At 44.0% G+C, this 22979-nt stretch carries 21 protein-coding genes and 5 tRNA genes; 18 read left to right on the forward strand and 8 right to left on the reverse strand.

Annotated elements, in window-relative coordinates; genetic code table 11:
- Positions 1-41 precede the first annotated feature (41 nt).
- Complete coding sequence (rsd, locus tag M9194_RS20620; RefSeq protein WP_250614593.1) at positions 42-530, reverse strand: sigma D regulator; 489 nt, start codon at positions 528-530, stop codon at positions 42-44.
- Positions 531-763: 233 nt separating this feature from the next.
- Here rsd and nudC point away from each other — a divergent pair, with 233 nt between their 5' ends.
- The 3 genes from nudC (at position 764) to M9194_RS20635 (ending at position 3628) form a co-directional block, all read left to right on the forward strand.
- Positions 764-1540, forward strand: a complete 777-nt coding sequence (gene nudC / locus M9194_RS20625; RefSeq protein ID WP_250614594.1) for an NAD(+) diphosphatase — start codon at positions 764-766, stop codon at positions 1538-1540.
- A gap of 263 nt (positions 1541-1803) precedes the next feature.
- On the forward strand, positions 1804-2871 hold the full coding sequence (hemE, locus tag M9194_RS20630) for a uroporphyrinogen decarboxylase (protein ID WP_250614595.1): 1068 nt from the start codon (positions 1804-1806) through the stop codon (positions 2869-2871).
- 121 nt (positions 2872-2992) lie between these two features.
- On the forward strand, positions 2993-3628 hold the full coding sequence (locus M9194_RS20635; protein WP_250614596.1) for a TetR/AcrR family transcriptional regulator: 636 nt from the start codon (positions 2993-2995) through the stop codon (positions 3626-3628).
- A 37-nt stretch (positions 3629-3665) separates the two neighbouring features.
- On the opposite strand, the gene M9194_RS20640 is transcribed toward M9194_RS20635, so the two are convergent.
- The 4 genes from M9194_RS20640 to rsgA form a co-directional block, all read right to left on the reverse strand.
- Positions 3666-4811 (reverse strand): murein hydrolase activator EnvC family protein, encoded by a 1146-nt coding sequence (locus M9194_RS20640; protein WP_431769437.1) that lies wholly within the window; start codon positions 4809-4811, stop codon positions 3666-3668.
- Positions 4812-5029: 218 nt separating this feature from the next.
- Positions 5030-6562: a 2,3-bisphosphoglycerate-independent phosphoglycerate mutase gene (gpmM, locus tag M9194_RS20645; protein WP_250614597.1), complete on the reverse strand. Its 1533-nt coding sequence runs from the start codon at positions 6560-6562 to the stop codon at positions 5030-5032.
- Positions 6563-6785: 223 nt separating this feature from the next.
- Positions 6786-7646 carry an archaetidylserine decarboxylase gene (gene asd, locus M9194_RS20650; RefSeq protein WP_250614598.1) on the reverse strand — a complete coding sequence of 287 codons (861 nt, stop codon included), beginning with the start codon at positions 7644-7646 and terminating at the stop codon, positions 6786-6788.
- A 102-nt stretch (positions 7647-7748) separates the two neighbouring features.
- Positions 7749-8804, reverse strand: a complete 1056-nt coding sequence (gene rsgA, locus M9194_RS20655; protein ID WP_250614599.1) for a small ribosomal subunit biogenesis GTPase RsgA — start codon at positions 8802-8804, stop codon at positions 7749-7751.
- A gap of 149 nt (positions 8805-8953) precedes the next feature.
- On the opposite strand from rsgA, the gene orn reads away from it, so the two are divergent.
- The 6 genes from orn (at position 8954) to M9194_RS20685 (ending at position 10269) form a co-directional block, all read left to right on the forward strand.
- A complete protein-coding gene (gene orn, locus M9194_RS20660) occupies positions 8954-9499 on the forward strand; it encodes an oligoribonuclease (RefSeq protein WP_250614600.1) in 546 nt (181 codons plus the stop codon).
- Positions 9500-9683: 184 nt separating this feature from the next.
- Positions 9684-9759 (forward strand) — tRNA-Gly (locus tag M9194_RS20665).
- Between the two features lie 49 nt (positions 9760-9808).
- Positions 9809-9885, forward strand: a tRNA-Met gene (locus M9194_RS20670).
- A 37-nt stretch (positions 9886-9922) separates the two neighbouring features.
- Positions 9923-9998: transfer RNA gene (locus M9194_RS20675), tRNA-Gly, on the forward strand.
- Between the two features lie 49 nt (positions 9999-10047).
- Positions 10048-10124, forward strand: a tRNA-Met gene (locus M9194_RS20680).
- Positions 10125-10193: 69 nt separating this feature from the next.
- Positions 10194-10269 (forward strand) — tRNA-Gly (locus M9194_RS20685).
- A gap of 592 nt (positions 10270-10861) precedes the next feature.
- On the opposite strand, the gene queG is transcribed toward M9194_RS20685, so the two are convergent.
- Positions 10862-11989 (reverse strand): tRNA epoxyqueuosine(34) reductase QueG, encoded by a 1128-nt coding sequence (queG, locus tag M9194_RS20690; protein WP_250614601.1) that lies wholly within the window; start codon positions 11987-11989, stop codon positions 10862-10864.
- A gap of 255 nt (positions 11990-12244) precedes the next feature.
- Here queG and tsaE point away from each other — a divergent pair, with 255 nt between their 5' ends.
- The 9 genes from tsaE to M9194_RS20735 all read left to right on the forward strand — a co-directional run bounded on the left by tsaE (position 12245) and on the right by M9194_RS20735 (position 21681).
- Positions 12245-12709: a tRNA (adenosine(37)-N6)-threonylcarbamoyltransferase complex ATPase subunit type 1 TsaE gene (gene tsaE / locus M9194_RS20695; RefSeq protein ID WP_250614602.1), complete on the forward strand. Its 465-nt coding sequence runs from the start codon at positions 12245-12247 to the stop codon at positions 12707-12709.
- Positions 12706-14418: a LysM peptidoglycan-binding domain-containing protein gene (locus M9194_RS20700; protein WP_431769438.1), complete on the forward strand. Its 1713-nt coding sequence runs from the start codon at positions 12706-12708 to the stop codon at positions 14416-14418. Before tsaE ends, M9194_RS20700 begins: the two co-directional genes overlap by 4 nt.
- A gap of 15 nt (positions 14419-14433) precedes the next feature.
- On the forward strand, positions 14434-16464 hold the full coding sequence (gene mutL / locus M9194_RS20705; protein ID WP_250614603.1) for a DNA mismatch repair endonuclease MutL: 2031 nt from the start codon (positions 14434-14436) through the stop codon (positions 16462-16464).
- A 16-nt stretch (positions 16465-16480) separates the two neighbouring features.
- Positions 16481-17413, forward strand: coding sequence for a tRNA (adenosine(37)-N6)-dimethylallyltransferase MiaA (gene miaA, locus M9194_RS20710; protein WP_250614604.1), 933 nt, complete (start codon positions 16481-16483; stop codon positions 17411-17413).
- A gap of 201 nt (positions 17414-17614) precedes the next feature.
- Entirely contained in the window at positions 17615-17875 is a 261-nt protein-coding gene (gene hfq / locus M9194_RS20715; RefSeq protein WP_250614605.1) for an RNA chaperone Hfq, read from the forward strand.
- Positions 17876-17915: 40 nt separating this feature from the next.
- Positions 17916-19205 carry a ribosome rescue GTPase HflX gene (hflX, locus tag M9194_RS20720; RefSeq protein ID WP_250614606.1) on the forward strand — a complete coding sequence of 430 codons (1290 nt, stop codon included), beginning with the start codon at positions 17916-17918 and terminating at the stop codon, positions 19203-19205.
- A 45-nt stretch (positions 19206-19250) separates the two neighbouring features.
- Positions 19251-20438 (forward strand): FtsH protease activity modulator HflK, encoded by a 1188-nt coding sequence (gene hflK / locus M9194_RS20725; RefSeq protein ID WP_250614607.1) that lies wholly within the window; start codon positions 19251-19253, stop codon positions 20436-20438.
- Positions 20438-21424 carry a protease modulator HflC gene (gene hflC / locus M9194_RS20730; RefSeq protein WP_250614608.1) on the forward strand — a complete coding sequence of 329 codons (987 nt, stop codon included), beginning with the start codon at positions 20438-20440 and terminating at the stop codon, positions 21422-21424. Before hflK ends, hflC begins: the two co-directional genes overlap by 1 nt.
- Before the next feature lie 71 nt (positions 21425-21495).
- On the forward strand, positions 21496-21681 hold the full coding sequence (locus M9194_RS20735; protein WP_250614609.1) for a DUF2065 domain-containing protein: 186 nt from the start codon (positions 21496-21498) through the stop codon (positions 21679-21681).
- Between the two features lie 8 nt (positions 21682-21689).
- Here the strand turns inward: M9194_RS20735 and M9194_RS20740 are convergent, their stop codons facing one another.
- Both M9194_RS20740 and M9194_RS20745 read right to left on the reverse strand, forming a co-directional pair.
- Positions 21690-21917, reverse strand: a complete 228-nt coding sequence (locus M9194_RS20740; RefSeq protein ID WP_250614610.1) for a SlyX family protein — start codon at positions 21915-21917, stop codon at positions 21690-21692.
- A 1-nt stretch (position 21918) separates the two neighbouring features.
- Entirely contained in the window at positions 21919-22899 is a 981-nt protein-coding gene (locus tag M9194_RS20745) for a WD40 repeat domain-containing protein (RefSeq protein ID WP_250614611.1), read from the reverse strand.
- Between the last annotated feature and the right edge of the window lie 80 nt (positions 22900-22979).

Below are 22979 nucleotides of genomic sequence, written 5' to 3' on the forward strand. Positions count from 1 at the left end.
ATCTACGCTGATCGTTAAAAGATTCGCTACTGCGCGTGATTTTAAGCGCCGGGCGGTACAGCAAGACTATCTGCAATCAGTCTGATCAGCTCGTCTTCCACTTCAAAACGTACTTCAACGATTTCGCCAACCAACGACAAATCTTCATCAAAATTGTCCATGTCGTCTTCTTGCGTCATCGCTGCATATTTATCGGTAAAGTTTAACAAAGGCTCTGTTGTTAGAATGATTTTTCCATAAGCTTGGTTAATTTCCTCTGTTGCTTCGAAACCCGTCGCCCGCCATTTATCCATGACCATGTCATAAATCTTAAAGTGGCCTTCTGATATATAGTCGACGAGGTGTTGGCAAAAAGATTGGAGGGAGTTAGGAGAGGGCAGAGTGGTGACGGTAGGTTGGGCAGAGCAGGGTTGTCCGGAGACAAGTTTGCAGTATTCGACGATTAAAGATTGCCGAGTCTCTAACCAATGGTCGATGACTTCACTAGAGCCACCCCATTGTTGTTGTGTTTGTTTGAATTTATTAAGCATGGCCTTGCCCTCATTATCGGAGCACCATTCCTGTGTCCGTTAATCCTTAATAATAAAGGAATGTAAATGTGTACAAATTCTTGTCCTTGTATGCCTGAAAGCCCTCTAAAATCGGTGTTTAGAGATCATTTGGCTATAGAGAGTTTATAGCCCGAAATGTGATTCGAGACAAACTCTGGTAAGAAATTAGATTGCCAGTAAAATGGTTAAACTGCAAGCAGAGGGGAATTGGTATGTTTAAAAAATATGACGCTGAGCGAGACGCTTATTGGTGCGTGGTATCTGGAAGTAATATTTGGCTTGAGATGGATTCTGTGCCCTTTGGTAGTGCATCGGCCTTGCAGCTACCCATTGAAGATGCCATCCATATTGGCGATTACATGGGACACCCTGTTTTGCTGCTTAATGATTCAAACTGTGAACGGACATTTCAACTCACTTCACTGCGTCAATGTTTACACTTTGAACCAGAGGTGTTCTTGCTCCTCAGCAAAGCGGTTCAGTACAACCATATGACTCAAACGTTTCGCTTTTGCCCCCAATGTGGTGGTAGAAATAGCCTCAATAGTCAACATATGGCCATGCAATGCGCAGACTGCCGCACTCTGCACTATCCTAGAATCTTCCCTTGCATCATAGTGGCAGTAAAAAAAGGCAACCAAATACTCCTTGCGCAGCATGCGAGGCACCGCGAAGGAATGCATACTGTCATTGCAGGTTTTCTAGAGGTCGGCGAAACATTGGAGCAATGTGTCATAAGAGAAGTAAAAGAGGAAACGGGTCTGTCGGTGACCAATATTCGTTATTTTGGCAGCCAGCCATGGGCCTTTCCATCAAGCATGATGGTGGCGTTTCTTGCCGATTATCAATCAGGTGATATTACGCCTGATCATGTTGAGTTGAAGAAGGCGGATTGGTTTAGCAAGCACGAGCTGCCGACTTTGGCCCCAAAAGGCACGATTGCGAGAGAAATGATAGATAGTGTTATGGCCGGTATGGGTGATGATTAAAAGCCAGAGGACAAGAAAAAAACCCTCCGTGAGGAGGGGGTAAGTAAGATGTCGTTATGAGATGCTGAGTATTAACTACTCAGATTATTATTTTAGTTATCGCTAGCAGCGCAATTTTTAACACCGATATATGCCCTAGGCAATGTATGTCGGATTTTTATACTTCATAACATGATCTAGGTAGCAAAGCCTCTCTCTTTCTGCATAGATTCGGTGCTAAAATAGCGCCGACAAAACAATTTTGAATATTGGATATGACCACAATGACAACACTAAAGAATGATCGTTATTTAAGAGCATTGTTAAAGCAACCTGTGGATTGCACACCAGTGTGGATGATGCGCCAAGCTGGACGATATTTGCCAGAGTATAGAGCGACTCGTGCTAAAGCAGGGGATTTTATGTCGTTGTGTAAAAATGCCGAACTGGCTTCGGAAGTCACTTTGCAGCCGCTAAAGCGCTTTCCATTAGATGCGGCGATTTTGTTTTCTGATATTCTTACCATTCCTGATGCCATGGGGCTTGGGTTGTATTTCGAAGCTGGTGAAGGGCCAAAATTCCGCTCGCCTATTGCTCGAAAAGCAGACGTAGACAAAATTGGCAATCCTGATCCTGAAGGCGAACTACAATATGTGATGAATGCGGTTCGGCAAATTCGCAAGGACTTACAAGGTGAGGTCCCGCTGATTGGTTTTTCAGGTAGCCCTTGGACATTAGCAACCTATATGGTTGAGGGCGGAAGCTCGAAAGCTTTTACTAAAATAAAGAAAATGATGTACGCAGACCCGGCTACCTTGCATTCATTATTAGATAAATTGGCAGATAGCGTCATTGACTACTTAAACGCACAAATTCAAGCTGGTGCACAATCTGTCATGATTTTTGATACATGGGGTGGGGTTTTAACACCTCGTGATTACGAGCAATTCTCTTTGCAATATATGCATAAAATCGTTGAAGGCTTGAATCGAGTCCATGAGGGTGTGCCAGTGCCTGTCACTCTGTTCACTAAAAACGGTGGTATGTGGCTAGAGAAGATCGCGGCAACCGGTTGTGACGCTGTTGGTCTAGATTGGACAATCAACATCACCGATGCCAAGGCTCGTGTTGGTGATAAAGTGGCGCTGCAAGGTAATATGGACCCTTCAATCCTCTACGCTCCTCAGGAACGCATTCGTGAAGAAGTGGCCGCCATTCTAGACGGATTTGGTCATTCCAATACGGGGCATGTATTTAATTTAGGTCATGGTATTCACCTCGACGTTCCACCTGAAAACGCCGGTGTTTTTGTCGATTCTGTGCATGAGCTGTCAAGAAAATATCACAAATAATAGATCATGCTTTAAAAACTCACTCAAGTACTCTTAATTACTTGCTATGGCCTGTACACATATTATTTTCATTAATAGTATGGTGGCTGCGATTGTCATTTGAACAGGAAGTTATAGGTTGATGAAAACCAAAGATAAAATAGTACAGGCCGCACTTGAGTTGTTTAATGAAAATGGTGAGAGAAGCATCACCACCAATCATATTGCGGCTCATATTGGTATTAGCCCAGGCAACCTTTATTATCATTTTCGCAATAAACAAGAATTGATAAGAGAAATTTTTAAACTCTATTCAAAAGAGTTATTGGAATGGTTTGCGCCAGTAAAGGGAAACACGGAAGGGCTAGCGGTGCTTAAGCATTACCTCAATGCCATCTTTACCTTGATGTGGAAATACCGTTTCTTTTACTCAAATTTGCCCGATATTTTACGTAGAGATGAGCAGCTGCATTCGGAATACATAGAAGTGCAGCATAAGCTGAAAGTGAATTTGGTTGAGATCATTCAGCTCTTTGTCGATTTAAGGTTGTTGTCCATTCAACAAGATGATATCGAAAACTTTGTCACTACATTACATATGATTGTTTGTGGTTGGCTCAGTTACCAGTCGGCCATGTCTTCAAATATTACCGTCACGGAAAGTATTATTCATCGCGGTATGTTGCAAATGATATATGTGGTGAAACCTAGAGCAACAGAGTTAGGGCAAAGGCAATTGCAACTGCTAGAAGAAGGGGTCACCGCTATGTACATTTGATAGCGGCGCCGCCCTGTGTATTTTAAATCTCGCATTATTAACGTTTAGACAGCCAACTCAGCGGGTTTTGCGTTTTACTGTTCTTACGTATTTCAAAATATAGTGAAGGCTGGGCTTGGCCTCCTGTGTCCCCCGCCAGCGCGATGGTTTCTCCGGCGGTAACCTTGTCGCCTTCCTTTCTAAGCAGAGTCTGGTTGAAACCATACAAGGTCATATAGCCTTTACCATGGTCAATCAGTACCACGAGGCCGTAGCCACGGAGATAGTCAGAGAACACTATCGTTCCTGAACTGACCGCTTTAACTGGCTCACCGTATTTGGCGTCAATAACAATCCCTTTCCATTTTGATAGACCAGCTTGAGACGCGCCGTAGTAATGCAAAATACGGCCTTTTAGTGGCCAAGGTAAACGGCCTTTTTGTGATGCTAAGCCATTCATTGAGATGGTGGTGCGTCTTTCCGCTTTGGCGATTTCTGCTTTTAGTCGTGTTTCATTGCGTTGTAGTTCAGACAAGTACACTTTATCGCTGGATATGTCCTTCTTAATACCCGTTAATGTACTTTTTCGTTGCGCTTGGGCTGTCTTTAACTTGCTTAGCTTGTCTTTTTGTTGCTCAAGTAACTGGGCGATGTTGTCTTTTTCCAATTTGAGTTGTTGTTGGTTACTTTCCAGCTCTTGTTTGGTGCGCTCTAAATCTTTGATGGCTTTGGCTCGTTGTTTTGCCAAATATTGGAAGTATTGACTCATGCGATCAGCTTCAACACCGCTGCTTAATACAGACGCCGCGGAATGAGCACGATCGGTGACGTAATAGGTTTGAATCAGTTCGGTGAGTTTTTCGCTTTGCTGGTGTTTTTGCACCTCTAACTGCTGAATCTTGTCTTCTAGTTGGACAAGCTTTTGATTAGAGGTGTTCAAAGAAGATTGAGTAGCGCGGATCTCTTTTTCTAATTTACTAATTTGCAACTCTTGCTGTTTTAGAGACTTCTGTAAGCTATTGAACTTTCTTTTTTGTGACTCGATAGAATGTTGCTGACGGGAAATCTCGTTTTTTACCGTCTTGAGCTCTTTTTGAGATTCTGCATAAGCGATATGGGTTAATGATGAAAATATTATCGCAGAAACAAAGAGTAAGCTTTTCAGACTTAATCGTGGAGTACGCGAATGGAAGAGCTTCATCATTAGGTAGGGAGTCCGTTTTCTTATTGTTTGTGGCTCAGTATAACTAAACAAAATAGTGATAAGAAATGGCAATGTAAAAACTTAATTGCTGAAAAGTATGGCTTCCTCTAAATCTATCGCTATTTTCGCCAATTTATCCGCTAAAGATAAGACAACGCCTTTCCATGTTTCCATCGAAAGGCGTTGTATAGGACTAGGTTTTGCTCTTAATCAAAGGCTTACTTAATCAAAACGTGTCCGGTCATTTCCTTTGGAATGTCCAAACCTGATAACGCAAGCATGGTCGGCGCAAGATCAGACAGTTTACCATTTGGCTGGAATTCAAACTTCTTATCACCCACGTAGATAAGTGGCACAGGAAGGTTGGTGTGAGCGGTGTGAGTGCCACCCGTTTCTGGGTCCACCATCATTTCCGCATTGCCGTGATCGGCAGTAATCAGCATTTGACCATCCACTTCGTTGATGGCTTGCACTACCTTACCAATACAAGCATCCAGCGCTTCAATCGCTTGCTCTGCGGCATCATAAACACCAGTATGACCAACCATGTCAGCATTTGGGTAGTTACATATAATGGTATCGTATTTACCTGACTTGATGGCCGCAACCAATTTGTCGGTTAATTCACTTGAACTCATTTCTGGCTGCAGATCATAAGTGGCGACTTTTGGTGACGCAACCAGTTGACGCTCTTCACCATCAAACTCTTGCTCCACACCACCGTTGAAGAAGAAGGTCACGTGAGCGTACTTTTCGGTTTCAGAAATACGCAACTGTGATTGGCCTTGTTTCGATAGCCATTCGCCATAGGTATTGGTGAGTGATTCTGGTGGAAAAGCAACAGGCAGTGGGATATCAGCCGCGTATTGTGTCAACATGACGAAGTGAACGTTTGGATAAACGGCGCGTTCAAACCCGTCAAAGTCAGGGGCAAATGAGCGCGTGATTTGGCGAGCACGGTCGGCACGGTAATTCATAAAGATCACGGCGTCGCCATCTTTGATGCTCGCGTCTGGCTGCTCGTTGGTTTTAATGACGGTGGCTTTAACAAACTCATCGTTTTCTTCACGGGCATATGCCGCTTCCAGACCAGCAACGGCTGAGTCATATGCGTATTCAGCTTTGGCTTGGGTCAATAAATCGTAAGCTGATTGGACTCGTTCCCAGTTGTTGTCACGGTCCATCGCATAATAACGACCAACCAAAGAGGCGATTCGTCCTTTGCCAAGTTTCTCAAATAAAGCATCAAATCGTTTGAGAGAATTTTCAGCGCTACGTGGTGGTGTGTCACGGCCATCAAGGAAGCAATGTAGATAGATTTCTTGTGCGCCGCGCTCTGCTGCCATTTCTACTGCAGCATAGATGTGATCTTCATGAGAGTGTACGCCGCCTGGTGACATCAATCCCATTAAATGCACCGCTTTGCCTGCGTTAACCGCGCTATCAATCGCGTTAACCAGTGCCGGGTTATCGAAAAACTCTTTGTCAGCGACAGCCTTGGTAATACGAGTTAAATCTTGGTAGACGATTCGTCCCGCACCGATATTCGTGTGGCCAACCTCAGAGTTGCCCATTTGACCGTCAGGCAGGCCAACATCCATACCAGAGGCTGAAATCAGAGTGTTTGGATAAGTTGCAACTAGCTCGTCCATTGTTGGAGTCTTCGCGTTATTGATTGCGTTGCTAGCGTTGTCTTCACGGTGACCCCAACCGTCAAGAATGACTAGAGCTAATGGCTTCTTAGCTGACATAGATGTTACCTCGTCAAAAATTCAAAGGAATTAGAAAAACAAACTAGCGTAATTTTACTACAGATTAAAGTGATATCTGTAGGTAAAGATCAACGAATTTCAGAAATAACCAGCAAATAATGGAAATCAATAAGATCTTTGAAAGTAAATTAGGTCAAAAAGGTAGAGAGAATGGGCGAGATATCCATTGTTAATACCTCGCTTCAATTGGGTAACAGATGAGTTAGGATTGAATATGAGCGTAAGCCGAACCCAATTTAGTTGGGGCTTGAGCGCGCATTGACTCGTCAAACGAGATGGCATTTTCCGCAAACAGATTGATAACGGTGGAGCCTAATTTGAATCGGCCCATTTCCTGACCTTTTTCCAGTTTGACCGATTTCGCTCCTTCACTTGGGTAATCCCAACGATAGACGGTATTGCCTCTTGGCGGGGTAACAGTTCCAGCCCAAACCAACTCGATGCTACCGACAATGGTTGCACCAACAAGCACTTGTGCTAATGGACCAAACTCAGTATCAAAGATACACACAACTCGTTCATTGCGGGCGAACAAATTCGGTACATTTTCCGCAGTTAACGGATTCACCGAAAACAGATCTCCCGGCACGTAGATCATTTGGCGTAGGGTACCATCGCACGGCATATGGACACGGTGATAATCTCTTGGCGAAAGATAAAGGGTCGCGAAGCTGCCTTCATCAAATTCTTCAGCGAGAGAAGTATCGCCTCCCAACAGCTCTTGCGCACTGAAGTAGTGGCCTTTGGCTTGTATCAGCTGCCCATCTTCAATCAGGCCAAATTGGCTAACACAAGCGTCAGCTGGGTGAGTAACGACCGATTTGTCTTCGACTAAAGGTCTGACGCCTGGCTTGAGCTCCCGAACAAAAAACTGGTTGAAGGTCTTGAAGTAGCTTGGGTCAGAGTGAAGCGCTTCATCCATGTTTACTTGGTAGTGCTTAATAAAGGCACGAATAACGGCTGTGGTCAGTTTACCAGCACGAGCTGAGGCTAGCTGGCCTACTAAACGCGTTAAGCCATGTTGCGGAATCCAATGTTGAAGAGCAACTTTAATCTTGTCCATTACGATAACTTCCAATGGTGGTAAATACGAATCTGGCGAGAGATGTTATGCAAAGTAGCCAAAATTACTAGCACTTTCTCGACATTCAATCGCATGTTGATGTTATAAATCCGCTTTTTTTCTTTGTGAATACTGACGATTGGCCTTGTTTTCACTCATGCTCTCGATAATGCGATGATAATTATCATATCGAGTCTCACTGATTTTATCTTCTTCCACAGCTTGACGTATTTGACAGCCAGGATCGTCACTGTGTTTGCAATCTCGAAATTTACACCCACCGATGTAGGGTTGAAACTCAATAAAGGCTTTTGTCACTTCCTCTGGGCTTAAATGCCAAAGGCCAAATTCTCTCACGCCCGGTGAATCGATAAGATCGCCACCTGTAGGAATGTGGTATAACCGTGCCGCTGTGGTTGTGTGCTGGCCTAGCCCCGAGTTCTCTGAAACTTCGCCTTCCTCGATATTCAGGCCGGGCATCAGCGCGTTGACAAGGCTGGATTTACCTACACCAGATTGTCCAACAAATATGTTGACCTTATTGGTTAAATGAGATTCCAACCGTTCAATGCCTTCGCCCGTTTCTTTGCTCACGAATAAGACCTGATAACCAATATGTTGGTAAATGCTGAGGTAATCTTGGAAAAAATCTAGCTGCTCTTGGTCGAGAAGATCGATCTTATTGAGAACGATTAACGGAGAAATGGACAAGGTTTCCGCTGCCACTAGGTAGCGATCAATGATGTTTAAGGATAGCTCGGGTAGCACTGAAGCCACAATGATCATTTGATCTATGTTGGCAGCGACAGGTTTTAATCCATCGTAATAGTCTGGACGGGTAAGGACTGAAGTTCGAGGTTCAACGGCCTCAACCACACCAGAAATCCCTGCCATTTGTTCCACACCAGGACGCCATATCACTTTGTCACCGGAGACGAGGGTTTCAATACCTCGCCGTAAATTGCAGCGATGTATCTCTCCCGATTCAATGTCTTCAATATCGGCGTGTTGTCCAAATCGCGTAATGACTAAGCCGCTCTGACTGGCTCTGAGCATTGACTCATCCCACTGAATAGAGTCGGACTCTTGTAAGCGTTTTTTTTGGTTGTGACGAACTCGTCGAACTTGACCTTTGGTTAGTTTTTTCTTCTTTGCCACAGTGTTTCTACTTAATCATTGTATTTTGCTTGCCAATCAATAATTTTAGCGATATTTGCCTGATCATGATTATAGATTCTAAGCTATCTAGGGGATCTTATTTTGGGTATAGTACCCTTTTTATAGGCAAACAAATAGGCACATCATCTATGTCCTTTAGCGATCAGAACTTAATTTGGATCGATCTTGAGATGACAGGTTTGAACCCTGAGACTCATAAAATTATTGAAATTGCGACCATAGTGACAGATAAAGAGCTTAATATTTTGGCGGAAGGACCTGTCTTTGCGATACATCAAGATGAGACAGAGTTAGCTAAAATGGATGAGTGGTGTACGACAACTCATACTGGTAGTGGCTTAGTAAAACGCGTTCGTGAAAGCCAAGTGACCGAAGAATATGCGATGCAAGAAACGATAAAATTTCTTGAAGATTGGGTGCCAAAGGGTCAATCGCCAATCTGCGGTAACAGCGTTGGCCAAGACAGAAAGTTTTTGCAACGCCATATGGTCGAGCTAGACAGCTACTTTCATTATCGAGTCATTGATGTGAGTACGATAAAAGAGCTGACTCGTCGCTGGAAACCTTCTGTACTTGATGGATTTGTCAAGAAAGGGACACATTTAGCACTAGATGATATTCGTGAGTCTATCGCTGAGCTCGTTTACTACAGAGAAACTATTCTTACCATATAACGTATCTTGTTAAGATTAAAACTAATTTTCTTGCCTTTGATCAGTGATGATTTGAGCAAAATAGCCAATTATTGTTTGAAATTTCATCATTCGACAAAAAAAATGAAATTTTTTATCTTAAGGGCTTGCATCATAAGAAAATGCTCTTATAATTCGCAGCCCTAAACGACGGAAACGTTGTTAAGCGACACTAGCTCAGTTGGTAGAGCGCAACCTTGCCAAGGTTGAGGTCACGAGTTCGAACCTCGTGTGTCGCTCCAAATTATTTTACGCAAAGCGTAGAGGTATTGCTAAGGCGATACAATCGGACGCGGGGTGGAGCAGCTTGGTAGCTCGTCGGGCTCATAACCCGAAGGTCGTCGGTTCAAATCCGGCCCCCGCAACCAAATTTTAGTTTTTAGACGATATGTCTAAAAGCATTAAGCGACACTAGCTCAGTTGGTAGAGCGCAACCTTGCCAAGGTTGAGGTCACGAGTTCGAACCTCGTGTGTCGCTCCAAATTATTTTACGCAAAGCGTAGAGGTATTGCTAAGGCGATACAATCGGACGCGGGGTGGAGCAGCTTGGTAGCTCGTCGGGCTCATAACCCGAAGGTCGTCGGTTCAAATCCGGCCCCCGCAACCAAAAATTCAAAATGCTATATTTCTCTCAAAGCGAGAGCGGTAAATTTGAGAAGATAGCAACATGTCTACTGCGACACTAGCTCAGTTGGTAGAGCGCAACCTTGCCAAGGTTGAGGTCACGAGTTCGAACCTCGTGTGTCGCTCCATTTCATCAGATGATATAACTTCTAGCTTTTTTAAAGCTTGGTAAATCAATCTGTTATAAATATATAAATAACTAATGCATTTTTTGTCGATTAAAAATTTGCATAAGTAAAATCCATATCCTAGAGTTAGATGTGGTCTTAGAGTGTAAACCTAATTTTCCCGAGTCGTAGCCTACCAATAGTTAGTAATAACTTTTCATTACTAGCCAAAATATCGCGTACATTACATCACAGTTCGTATTTAAGAATTCACAGACTTATCCACAAACCTTGTTCTGTGGATAACTTGGTGGGTAAAGTGGATCTTACATAATTTTTCACAATTTATGAAAAGATCATTGCTGTTTTCTTGCATATGAATAACTTATCTAGTTTCACATAACTTAATGAAAATAAACAACTAAATGCATTTTTCGTAGCTTTTTTAATGGCTGTAATATTGACATTAAGTGTTTGTTTTTTTGATCTTAATCATTGGAAGTGTATGTGGCTAACTTTTTTGTCCGATCAGATATCTCTGTATTTTTTGCATTTTTCCACACATAATTTTTTTGACTAGATATCAAAAAAATTCTCTATGACATGGCAGACATTATGCATCCCTCGTTAGGCCTTTTTTTACTATCCTAATGAGCCGTTCCTTTTTGGTATGGATGCTCGACGATGGTGAGATAGTTTGTTTGTTTTGCTGCTCTTCCAGTGCCCAGTTTATGTGGATGTCTAAATTGCTGTTTTGCCCTAGCCTTGATTGCAGGGCACGTATGATCCTCTCGTTGTATGGTGCATTGCCCATAGCGATTGAGAGGTTTCTGAGCCATTGATTATGACCGATACGACGAATAGCTGAACCTTGCATATGTTTAAGAAACTCCGTTTCACTCCATTCAAATAAGGTCACGAGATCACTGCTCACAAATACTTTTCGGCGATGGAAATCTTGCTCGGCGGTAATATTTGAGAATCGATTCCACGGACAGACCAGTTGGCAATCGTCACAGCCATAAATTCGGTTACCCATGGCTTTACGAAACTCAACAGGAATGACGCCATCGAACTCAATGGTCAGATATGAAATACACCGTCTTGAATCCACCACCCCTTCTTCTACGATGGCTTGGGTAGGGCAAGATGTCATGCATGCCACACACTTGCCGCACTGATTGGGTTGTGGGGCATCTACTGGTAGAGGCAGGTCGACCAATAGTTCGCCCAAAAAAAACCAAGAGCCCGCTTGCTTATCCAAAATAAGTGAGTGTTTGCCTGTCCAACCTAAGCCTGCTTTTTGGGCTAGCGGGCGCTCTAAGATAGGAGCGGAGTCAACAAAGGGTCGATAGCCATACTCACCAACCTCTTGTTTAATCTTTTCTCCTAACACCTTCAGCTTGTTTCTTACTAGCTTATGGTAATCTCGGCCAAGTGCATAACGGCTGATGTAGGCTTGATTAGGATCGGACAAATTGGAGGCAAATTGAGCCTCTGGGGGCAAGTAGTCCATTCTTACACTGATTACTCGAATGGTGCCAGGTAATAATTCGTCAGGTCGGGCTCGCATCATGCCATGTCGCGCCATCCAATCCATTTCACCATGATAATTTGCATCGAGCCATCTTTGCAGTTCAGGCTCATGTTCACTCAAGTCAACATCGCTGATTCCAGCCTTCTGAAAGCCAAGTTCAAAGGCCCATTGCTTGATTTTGCCAGCGAGTAGTGCGTAATCCATTATCATGTTCTCAGGATCAAGGGGGCGCGATCTTACAGGATCTTTTATCTAGGATCTAGATCGTAGCTCGTGAATTGTCAGTGCATCTAGGGTGATCATCGCATCACTTTAGTGACAAATTCATTGTTAGTTGAGATAATTTTCTTTCTACTTACACAACAGAGCTTGTCTGATAAATCTAACCCGGTTTACTATCTCTGTTCTATTGATTGGTATCGATAATCAATAACACCTTATACAAAGAGAACGCATGACATGAAAACATTACAACTTGCCCTGTCTGACGAGCAAGCGACGGTTGATATCGGTGCTGTAGTAGCGAATACTTGCACACAGCAAACCACGTTATATTTACATGGCGATCTCGGAGCAGGGAAAACCACATTTTGTCGTGGTTTTATTCAAGCCTTAGGGCATAGTGGTAAAGTAAAGAGTCCCACTTACACCATTGTAGAGCCGTATGATTTAAATAATTGGCAAGTCTATCACTTTGATTTATACCGACTTGCTGATCCTGAAGAACTCGAATTCATGGGAATCCGTGATTACTTAACCGCTGATGCGATTTGTCTAGTGGAATGGCCAGAAAAAGGCACGGGCCTTCTTCCGCAAGCAGACCTTGATATTGAGCTGATGTATGATGGTGAGAGCCGATCCATTTCTATTAAAGCTAACAATGATTATGGACATTCGTTAATTGAGAACTTGGAGTTACGTTGATAGCTAAATTAGCGCGGACAGTTATTACTTTCTTTGTCCTATTTTTCCTACCACTGTTAAACCTTGCTTGGGCCAATTCTCTAGAAGCGATCAGAGTTTGGCCTTCGCCAGACGAAACGAGAGTCGTATTCGATTTGAAATCGGATATGGATTACAGCTATTTCTCACTGAGTCGTCCGGATCGCTTGGTGATTGACCTAAAAAATACCACCCTGCACACCAAATTACCCATCACTGTGACTAACAGTCCAGTGCTGAAAAAAATCCGCAGGAGTAAGCCGCCGAATAAGTCTACTTATCGCCTCGTTTTTGAGCTGAAGAAGAAGAGCAAAGCTCAGATCTTTAAACTTCCTCCCACGCCATTGGGCCAATATGGACATCGATTGGTAGTGGATTTTCCGCACTCAAATACCTCGACTTCTACTGCTGCATCGAAAGCGCCCATCAAAGGCATTACCACCGATGCGCCAAAAGCCAGTGGCAATAAGGAAATTGTGGTTGCCATCGACCCTGGTCATGGTGGTGAAGATCCTGGCTCTATAGGCCCAACTGGAAAGTACGAAAAGACGGTCACCTTAGCCATTGCGAAAAAGATAGCCCATAAGATGGATGCGATTCCTGGCATCCGAGCTGTACTGACACGTACGGGTGATTATTACGTGGGGCTGAACAAACGAACGGAAATTGCCCGTAAGGATAAAGCTTACATCCTTATTTCTATCCACGCCGACGCGTTCATGTCGCCTCAACCTAGAGGAGCATCAGTGTTTGTGTTAAATACCAGGCGCGCAAACACCGAAATTGCCAGGTGGGTTGAAAATAGCGAAGAGCAATCACAGCTGCTAGGTGGGGCAGGAGAGGTCCTAGCCAAGAACTCGGATGACAAAAATGTCAGTCAGACCTTACTTGATTTGCAGTTTAGTCATTCACAAAATGAAGGCTATAAGCTGGCTTCAGACATACTGCAAAAGTTGGGCAAAGTGGCTCGACTGCATCGAAGTAAGCCTGTGTACGCGAGCTTGGCCGTACTGAAATCACCTGACATACCGTCTGTATTGGTAGAAACAGGTTTTATTTCCAATCCGAGTGAGGAAAAACTGTTATTTAAACCAAGCCATCAGGAAAAAATTGCCCGAGCGATCACTGAAGCTGTGGTGAAATACTTTGAAGTAGAGCCGCCACCAGGCACCTTGTTCGCCAAAAGGCTCGAGTCCAAAACGTATAAGGTAAGGCGTGGAGACTCGCTGTCGATTATTGCGCAGCGGTTTAACACTAGCGTTAACGCAATAATGAAAGAAAACCGTCTAAAGCGAAGCGGGCTTAGAGTCGGACAAGTGCTGGTGATACCGGGTAAAGCTAACGATATAGTGGTGCCTGCTGATAATAATCCACTGCAAACCAAGACCATTGTTCATGTCGTAAAGCGTGGTGATTATTTGGGTAAGATTGCGCAGAAATACAAGGTCGATATCTCCCAGATTAAACGAGAAAATCACCTAAGATCGAATACCTTACTGCTTGGTCAAAAGCTGAAAATTACCGTCAGTGTAAAGGATTTACCAATACGTAAATACAAAGTGAGACGTGGAGATTATTTGGGCAAGATTGCCAGTCGGTATGGGATACCAATTAGTAGTATTCGTAAGGCGAATAAACTAAAATCTGATGAGCTGGCGATAGGTCAGGTTTTACTCATTCCACACATTTAAACACTAGACCCTACTATGACGATAAAAATCTTACCTGCTCGACTTGCGAACCAAATTGCCGCTGGAGAAGTCGTGGAAAGGCCTTCTTCCGTGGTCAAAGAGCTGGTGGAGAATAGTTTAGATTCTGGCGCCACCAAGATCGATATCGATATTGATCAGGGTGGCGCTAAATTGATTCGAGTTCGGGACAATGGTAAGGGGATCGACAAAGATCAACTCTCGTTAGCGCTTAGTCGTCATGCGACATCGAAAATCCACACTCTAGACGATCTTGAAGCGATTGACAGTTTGGGGTTTCGTGGAGAAGCGTTAGCCAGTATCAGCTCTGTTTCTCGTTTGACCTTAACCTCAAGGCCAGTCAACCAAGAGCAAGCGTGGTCGGCGCATTGTGAAGGCCGTGACATGGAAGTGAAACTGCAACCAGCGGCTCACCCGGTTGGGACGACGGTTGAAGTGGTTGATCTATTTTTTAATACGCCAGCGCGACGCAAATTTTTGCGTACAGAAAAAACCGAGTTCACTCATATTGATGAGTTGTTAAAGCGCGTGGCATTAAGTCGCTTTGATGTGACGATCACCTTAAGACATAACAATAAAGTTGTCCGCCAATATCGAAAATCGATGAATACTCAGCAAACGGAGAAACGTTTGGTCAATGTATGTGGCAGTGCATTTGTACGGAATATGTTGGGTGTGACGTTAGAACATCAGGGGCTGAAGCTGCACGGTTGGATCACTTTACCAGAGGGAGCGAGACAGCAGAGCGATCTCCAATATTGTTACGTCAATGGTCGAGTAGTAAAAGATAAACTGATCAATCATGCCATTCGGCAGAGCTACGAAACCACATTAAGATCGGATCAATTTGCCACCTATGTTTTATTTATTGAGCTCGATCCGCGTCAGGTAGATGTTAACGTCCATCCAGCCAAACACGAGGTTCGCTTCCATCAAGCAAGGCTGGTGCACGATTTCATTTATCAAGCGCTCAGTGACGCTTTAGCGCAAAGCCAAGCTATTAATAGTAAAGAAGTGCTGAGTGCCGATGCAAAAGAGCCAGTAGTCTCGGATGCGGCATACCTACCAGATAACGCAATACACGGCGCTACCGAGACGGGATTAAACGATGCTTATCACCAGTCCAGTCGAGTCGAAACGACTCCTGTAGCAAAAGGCAACCTTGACCAATACTCTAGTTCGTCATCGTATAAGCAATCTCACCACGTAAGAGAACCCGTGGCGCGAAATGCGTGGCAATCTGGCCCTTCTAGCTCGTCTAATCGTAAGCCACGGCCAGACTCATACCAAAATAGCGGGGTGTCTAAAAAACAGCTAGAGGTATATTCTGAGTTGCTATCGACACCCGATACAGCGGTCGAAAATGGACGGCAACCCTCTTTGCCTGCAGGCAAAGAGCTCCAATCTTCGCAGGCTGGAGAGCAAGAACCTGCTGGCAAAAAACAAAACAGTCATGTCACGATAACCCAGTTGGGTAAAGCGATTGCTATCGTTGAAGGGCAATACCTGCTAATGAGTGATAAGGCTCATGTCGTGTTAGTGGCTCTTAATCGTGCTGAGTGGTTAAAGAATCTACGCCAGCTTGATCTCCACCAAGGGTCGCTTCTGGCGCAGCCACTCTTGGTCCCGTTATCTTTATCGCTTGATAAAGACGTCGTTAAAGTCGTAGCTGACTATCAAGATTTATTGGCTCAATTTGGCTTACAATTTAGGCGGCGTAATGATTCCACCATCATGGTGATGGCCGTACCACAACCGTTGCGACAAAAAAATCTACAACAACTCATCCCTCAGTTGCTGTCATTTATTAGTTCTCATGATTCTCAAGTTGAAAGTGTAAGTGCTCACTCACTACAAAATTGGATTTGTAATGAGATCAGCCAACCTAATAACGACTATACTCTGTCCGAAGCGATCCAGCTTATTGCAGAATTAGAGCAACTTTGGCAAGATGCGCTGCCTTTGGATGATGCCCAGCTAGTCACACCAGCGGATTTTTCATCTTCGATTTCTACTTTAAATAGCTAACCTAGCACTAATGTCCATGAAAAATGAATTACCCTTGGCTCTATTTCTAATGGGGCCGACTGCGTCAGGCAAAACTGAACTGGCGATCCGTATGTGTCAGCACTTTCCTGTTGAAGTAATCAGTGTTGATTCGGCGCTAATATTTAAGGGTATGGATATTGGTACCGCCAAACCGGACGCTAGTGAGTTGGCACAAGCCCCACATAAGCTGATCGATATCCTCGACCCATTACAGGCCTATTCCGCTGCAGATTTTTGCGCCGATGCAATCGAAGAAATGCATAAAATCGTTGCTAGGGGGAATATCCCACTTCTTGTTGGCGGTACAATGCTTTACTTCAAAGCATTGTTAGAAGGGTTATCACCGCTTCCTGCAGCTAATATAGAGATACGCAAGCAAATTCAAGCCGAAGCACAGCAGCATGGTTGGCAGGTATTGCACGATCAACTGAGAACGTTTGATCCAGTTTCGGCACAGCGTATTCACCCCAATGATCCTCAGCGTTTATCTCGAGCCATTGAAGTGTATCGTATCTCTGGTAAATCTTTGACTGAACTTACCAAAGTCAAAGGTGATGGCTTGCCATTTAAGGTGAAACAGTTTGCTGTCGCACCGAAGGAAAGATCAGAATTGCACCGTAGGATAGAGTTAAGATTTGGTAAGATGATCGACGCTGGATTTGAAGATGAAGTGAGAGCATTGTACTCTCGAGGAGATCTTCATCCTGATTTACCATCGATCCGCTGCGTAGGTTATAGGCAAATGTGGGATTATCTGGATGATAATTGCACGCTCGATGAAGCAATTTTCCGCGGAATATGTGCAACACGGCAGTTGGCTAAACGTCAATTGACCTGGTTGCGTAGCTGGGAAAATCTTACTTGGTTGAGCAGCGATGACATTGATGATGCATTCGAAACCCTGTCAAATGCAGTAGCATCTGATTAAGTTAACTGTGTATAATGTGATCGCTTTTGCGTGATTGAACCCCGTTGAAGATCTGTACTTGAAATTTGCTTATTTTAGCTACATAACAAGTGGTATCGGGTTTTTTTATTCGTTTAGCTCAGATGCAAAGGCGGCACCTCATTCCAAAAAGTGCACCACTAGCTAAATAATTACAACAATACAACAAAGGAAAATATTAAAATGGCTAAGGGGCAATCTTTACAAGACCCATTTTTAAACGCGCTACGTCGCGAGCGTATTCCAGTGTCAATTTACCTTGTAAACGGAATTAAGCTACAAGGTCAGATTGAGTCTTTCGATCAATTTGTCATTCTTTTGAAAAACACAGTTAATCAGATGGTTTATAAGCACGCTATTTCAACCGTTGTACCGGCACGTGCTGTAAGTCATCACAATGCTGAGCGTGCGCCTACTGAGCGCCAAGAAAAATCAGAGGATTAAACTCTTATTTATCATCAACACTATTTAAGGAGTCGGACGCTTGTTTGACCGTTATGAATCCGGTGAACGAGCCGTACTTGTTCATATTAATTTTACGCAAACAGGTGAATGGGAAGATTTAAAAGAGTTTGAGATGCTCGTGTCTTCTTCAGGAGTGTCGACACTACAGGTTATTACTGGTAGTCGACAATCTCCTCACCCCAAGTATTATGTCGGAGAAGGAAAAGCCGAAGAAATTGCACAAGTGGTACAGCTTGTTGGTGCCGATATCGTCATCTTTAACCATTCTCTATCTCCTGCTCAGGAACGCAACTTAGAACAACTATGCAAATGCCGAGTACTAGATAGGACTGGACTTATCCTAGATATATTCGCTCAGCGTGCTCGTACGCACGAAGGTAAGCTGCAAGTAGAGCTGGCTCAGTTGCGACATATTTCAACCCGCTTGATTCGAGGCTGGACACACCTAGAAAGACAAAAAGGTGGTATCGGTTTACGTGGACCAGGTGAGACGCAGCTAGAAACAGACCGACGGTTACTGCGAGATCGTATTAAAGCGATCTTGCGTCGGCTGGATAAAGTGGCGAAGCAGCGAGAGCAGGGGCGTAGAGCAAGAAGTCGAGCTGAAATCCCAACGGTTTCTCTTGTTGGTTACACCAATGCGGGTAAATCGACGTTATTTAACCGAATAACGGAAGCGGGCGTGTACGCGGCAGATCAGTTGTTTGCGACCTTAGATCCTACCTTAAGGAAGATTGAATTATCTGACATAGGTCCAGCGATATTGGCCGACACGGTTGGGTTCATTCGACACTTGCCCCATGACTTAGTCGCAGCGTTTAAAGCAACCCTGCAAGAAACGCAAGAAGCTGACATTTTGTTACATGTTGTAGATGCAAGTGACGAACGATTTAGAGAGAATGTTAAAGCGGTTCATGACGTATTAGAAGAGATTGAGGCCGATGAAGTGCCTGCGCTTATCGTAATGAACAAGATTGATAATCTGCCCGAGCAGAACCCAAGAATCGAGCGAGATGAGGAAGGTATTCCTCGAGTGGTTTGGGTGTCTGCAATGGATGGGTTAGGAATCGAGCTACTGTTTGAGGCTTTGTCAGAACGCTTAGCCAGTCAGTTAGTTCAATATCAACTGCGAATCCCACCTCAGTACCAAGGACGAATTCGTAGTACCTTCTTTAAACTGAAATGTATTCAACGAGAGGAGTATGACCAGGACGGTAACTTGCTAATCGATGTTCGAATGCAACAAGTCGACTGGTCTAGACTCGAAAAAAGAGAAGAGGCAGTTTTACGTGACTTTATAGTTACTTAAATGACTGCTACAGTATAACGTCATATCTATTGATGGAGCTTTCTAATGGCGTGGAATGAGCCTGGCAATAATAACGACAATAATGGCCGCGATAAGGACCCTTGGGGGAACAATAATAATCGCGGTGGTCGTGATCAAGGACCGCCAGATTTAGACGAAGTATTTAATAAGCTGAGTCAAAAATTGGGTGGAAAGTTTGGTGGAAAAAATGGAAAAGGTTCGCCTATAGGATCCGGTGGTAAAGTGGGAATCGGCTTAATCGTTCTTGCTGCCATTGTTGTCTGGGCCTTTTTCGGAATCTATACCGTAGGGGAAGCTCAACGAGCTGTTGTCTTGCAACTTGGAAAATTCGATAAAATCGAAGGTCCGGGTTTAAACTGGCGCCCTCCCTTTATTGACACTTATACGTTAGTCAATGTGCAATCTATTCGCTCGCTAAGAACGTCTGGCACCATGTTGACCAAAGATGAAAACGTAGTAACGGTGTCAATGGATGTTCAATATCGTGTGTCCAACCCATATAACTATCTATATAAAGTGGTTAACCCTGATGACAGTTTGCGCCAAGCAACTGAATCAGCGCTTCGTGCCGTGATTGGTGACTCTTTAATGGACAGCATCTTGACTGATGGTCGTCAACAGATCCGTCAGAGCACACAAGAAACGCTAGAACATATCATAGATCGTTACGACATGGGGATTCAGATTGTCGCGGTGAACTTTGAAGATGCACGCCCGCCAGAACAGGTGAAAGATGCCTTTGATGACGCAACAGCATCTCGAGAAGATGAACAGCGTTATGTGCGTGAAGCGGAAGCATACAGCAACGATATCTTGCCAAAAGCAACAGGTCGCGCCGAGCGGATTAAGAAAGAAGCTCAAGGTTACGCCGAGCGTGTCGTGAATCAGGCTTATGGTCAGGTTGCTCAGTTTGATCAATTGTTGCCTGAGTATAAAGCGGCACCGAAAGTGACTCGTGAACGTATGTATCTAGATGCGATGGAGCAAGTGTATTCTCATACTTCAAAAGTGCTGATTGATTCGAATTCTAGTGGCAACTTACTCTATTTGCCGATAGATAAGTTAAGAGCAGAAAGCGAAAAATCGCAATCTAAGAGTCAGTCGAATAGTTCTACCTATGCGCCTATCCAAGTGGAGTCAAAAACGAGTGATAAAAGCACGACGAGTTCTTCAACAAGGACATCGGATTCACGTCAAGGGAGATACCAATAATGCGTAAGTTAATGATACCTCTATTGGTTGTTGTCATCGTGCTATTTTTGATGTCAGTGTTTGTTGTTCCTGAAGGCGAACGAGGCATTGTGCTGCGATTCAGCCGTATCCTGAAAGACAACAATGAAATAGCTCGCATCTATCAACCTGGATTGCATTTCAAATTGCCATTGTTTGATCGTGTCGTCTTGCTTGATGCGAAAATCCAAACCATGGATGGACGCTCAGATCGATTCGTTACAGCCGAGAAAAAAGACATCATCATTGATTCTTATATGAAGTGGCGTATCCAAGATTTTGGTAAGTTTTACCTAGCAACAGGTGGTGGCAACACCATGACAGCTGAGGCCTTACTAAGTAGAAAAGTCACCGATATGCTTCGTTCTGAAATTGGTTCACGAGAGATCAAACAAATTGTCTCTGGGCCAAGAAATGACGATGTATTGCCAAGTAAGAATAGTGATGTCGTAGCAACTGAAGCGGCTAAGCAGGCATTAGAAGTCGAAGGCGAGCGTGACAAGATCATGCAAAACGTGCTGGAAGGTACGCGTAATAATGCGATGAAGGACTTGGGTATCCAGGTGGTTGACTTTAGAATCAAGAAAATCAACTTACCTGATAGTATCAGTAAGTCTATCTATGAGCGTATGAGAGCTGAGCGAGAAACCGTAGCTCGTAAACATCGTTCGCAAGGTCGTGAGAAAGCTGAAGTCATTCGCGCTCAAGCTGAGCTTGAAGTCGCCACTATTCTTGCTGAAGCTGACCGTGATGCCCGTACTATTCGTGGTAAAGCGGATGCGAAAGCGGCAGAAGTCTATGCCGATGCTTATAAGCAAGATCCTCAGTTCTATAGTTTCTGGCGTTCGTTGAAGGCTTACGAGCAGTCTTTCAACAACAAGAGTGATATCTTAGTACTTGATCCTAAGAGTGACTTCTTCCAGTACATGAATAACCCGAAAGGGGATGCGGCTAAAGCCAGTAAGTAAGGTACACATTGTTATCTCAAGGCTCCTTTTTAGGAGCCTTTCTTTTTCATCAAGATCGGGTAAAGGTGAGCATGTCAAACTCAATATGGATTGCCATTGGTTTAGTACTCATTGTGGAAGGGCTTGGGCCATTGATTGCCCCCAACGGGTGGCGAAACATGGTGGCACAATTAAGCCAGCAACCGGATCATCAACTCAGGCGGATCGGTGGCTGTTTGGTCGTAGCGGGTTTAGTGATCGCTTATGTGTTTGCCTAGCAAACTTATCAATAATGAGGAGGAGGGGATTCTTCAGATTGGTCAGCCAGTTGGGAAGAGTCCATTGACTTTACCTTGCCCACGATATATTTCATTTGCGCTTGCATTTTAGATATCAATAATTGCTGTTGGCTCAACGCATCATTGAGCTCTTCAATCGTTTGCTCTTGAAAGGCAAGTTGACATTCCAAATTACTGACTCGTTTCTCAAGCTCTTGTACGTATTTATCAGTCATATTAGTCGTCTAGTTTCCATGCTTGAGCAATACCTGCTGAAGTGCCAGAGATTACCCGATTTTTATGATCAAAGGCTGCATCATACACGACTGCTCGGGGAGGGCGAGTATCTTTTTTAGGCGTGGTTTCGAAACCATCAATTTTGTCACCAGATTGACTCTCCCACACTATGATGCGACTCGATGGCGTGCCCGTCACCAACAGCCTTCCGCTATCTGAAAATCGCGCAGTAGAAAAAATGAGTTGGCGTGAAAAACTATGTAGGTGGGAAATTTTGTCACCCGTTTTTAAATCCCAAATAATGGCATCGTTACCCACGTCGGACGTTAAGGCGTATTTGCCATCACGTTGCAACGCAACCCGATTAACTCGCTGTTTATGCCTAAACTCGCGAATGACTTGGCCATTTTGCGTATCCCATAAATAGGCGAAATGATCATTGCCACCAGAAAGCGCGTATTTGCCATTTGGTGAAATGGCCACGGTATTGACTTTATCTTGATGAGCAAGAAACTCTAAACGCCGTCCAGTCTCGAGGTTCACGTAGATAGCCTTGCCATTAGTCAACGCCAGTAATACTTGCTTACCATTACTCGATACATCGGCATCAACGATTAGAGCATCATCAATTGACCATAGTCCTTCTGCTTGTGTCCAAGCCAGATCCCATACCGCGAAATTGGTTTGGGTCGCCGTCACCGCATATCGACCATTGTCTGAAATTCTAATAGTGGAAACCGTATGAGCTTGTGGGTCTTGCTCCCCTAGATTTGCTAGCTTTTTATCTTGGTATAAGTCCCAAAGAACGAGGTGATTTTCTAACGAATACACTAACGCAAAGCGACCATCGCGACTGAGAGCAAACGCCGTTGAACCGTCGGGCTCTAATACCCATTTTTGGTCATCATCAGTGGAGAAAAAGCATCCATTTAACAGTACGATGACAATTATGGGCAAAATTGCATGAAAAATGTGTCGCATTATGGCTAAATACTCGCTTGTTGTGGTAAAAAGTCGCAACAGATAATCATATATTGGTACAACAACGTCGTGCACTCCAC

This window comes from Vibrio sinus (assembly GCF_023634645.1).
Classification (GTDB): Bacteria; Pseudomonadota; Gammaproteobacteria; order Enterobacterales; family Vibrionaceae; genus Vibrio; species Vibrio sinus.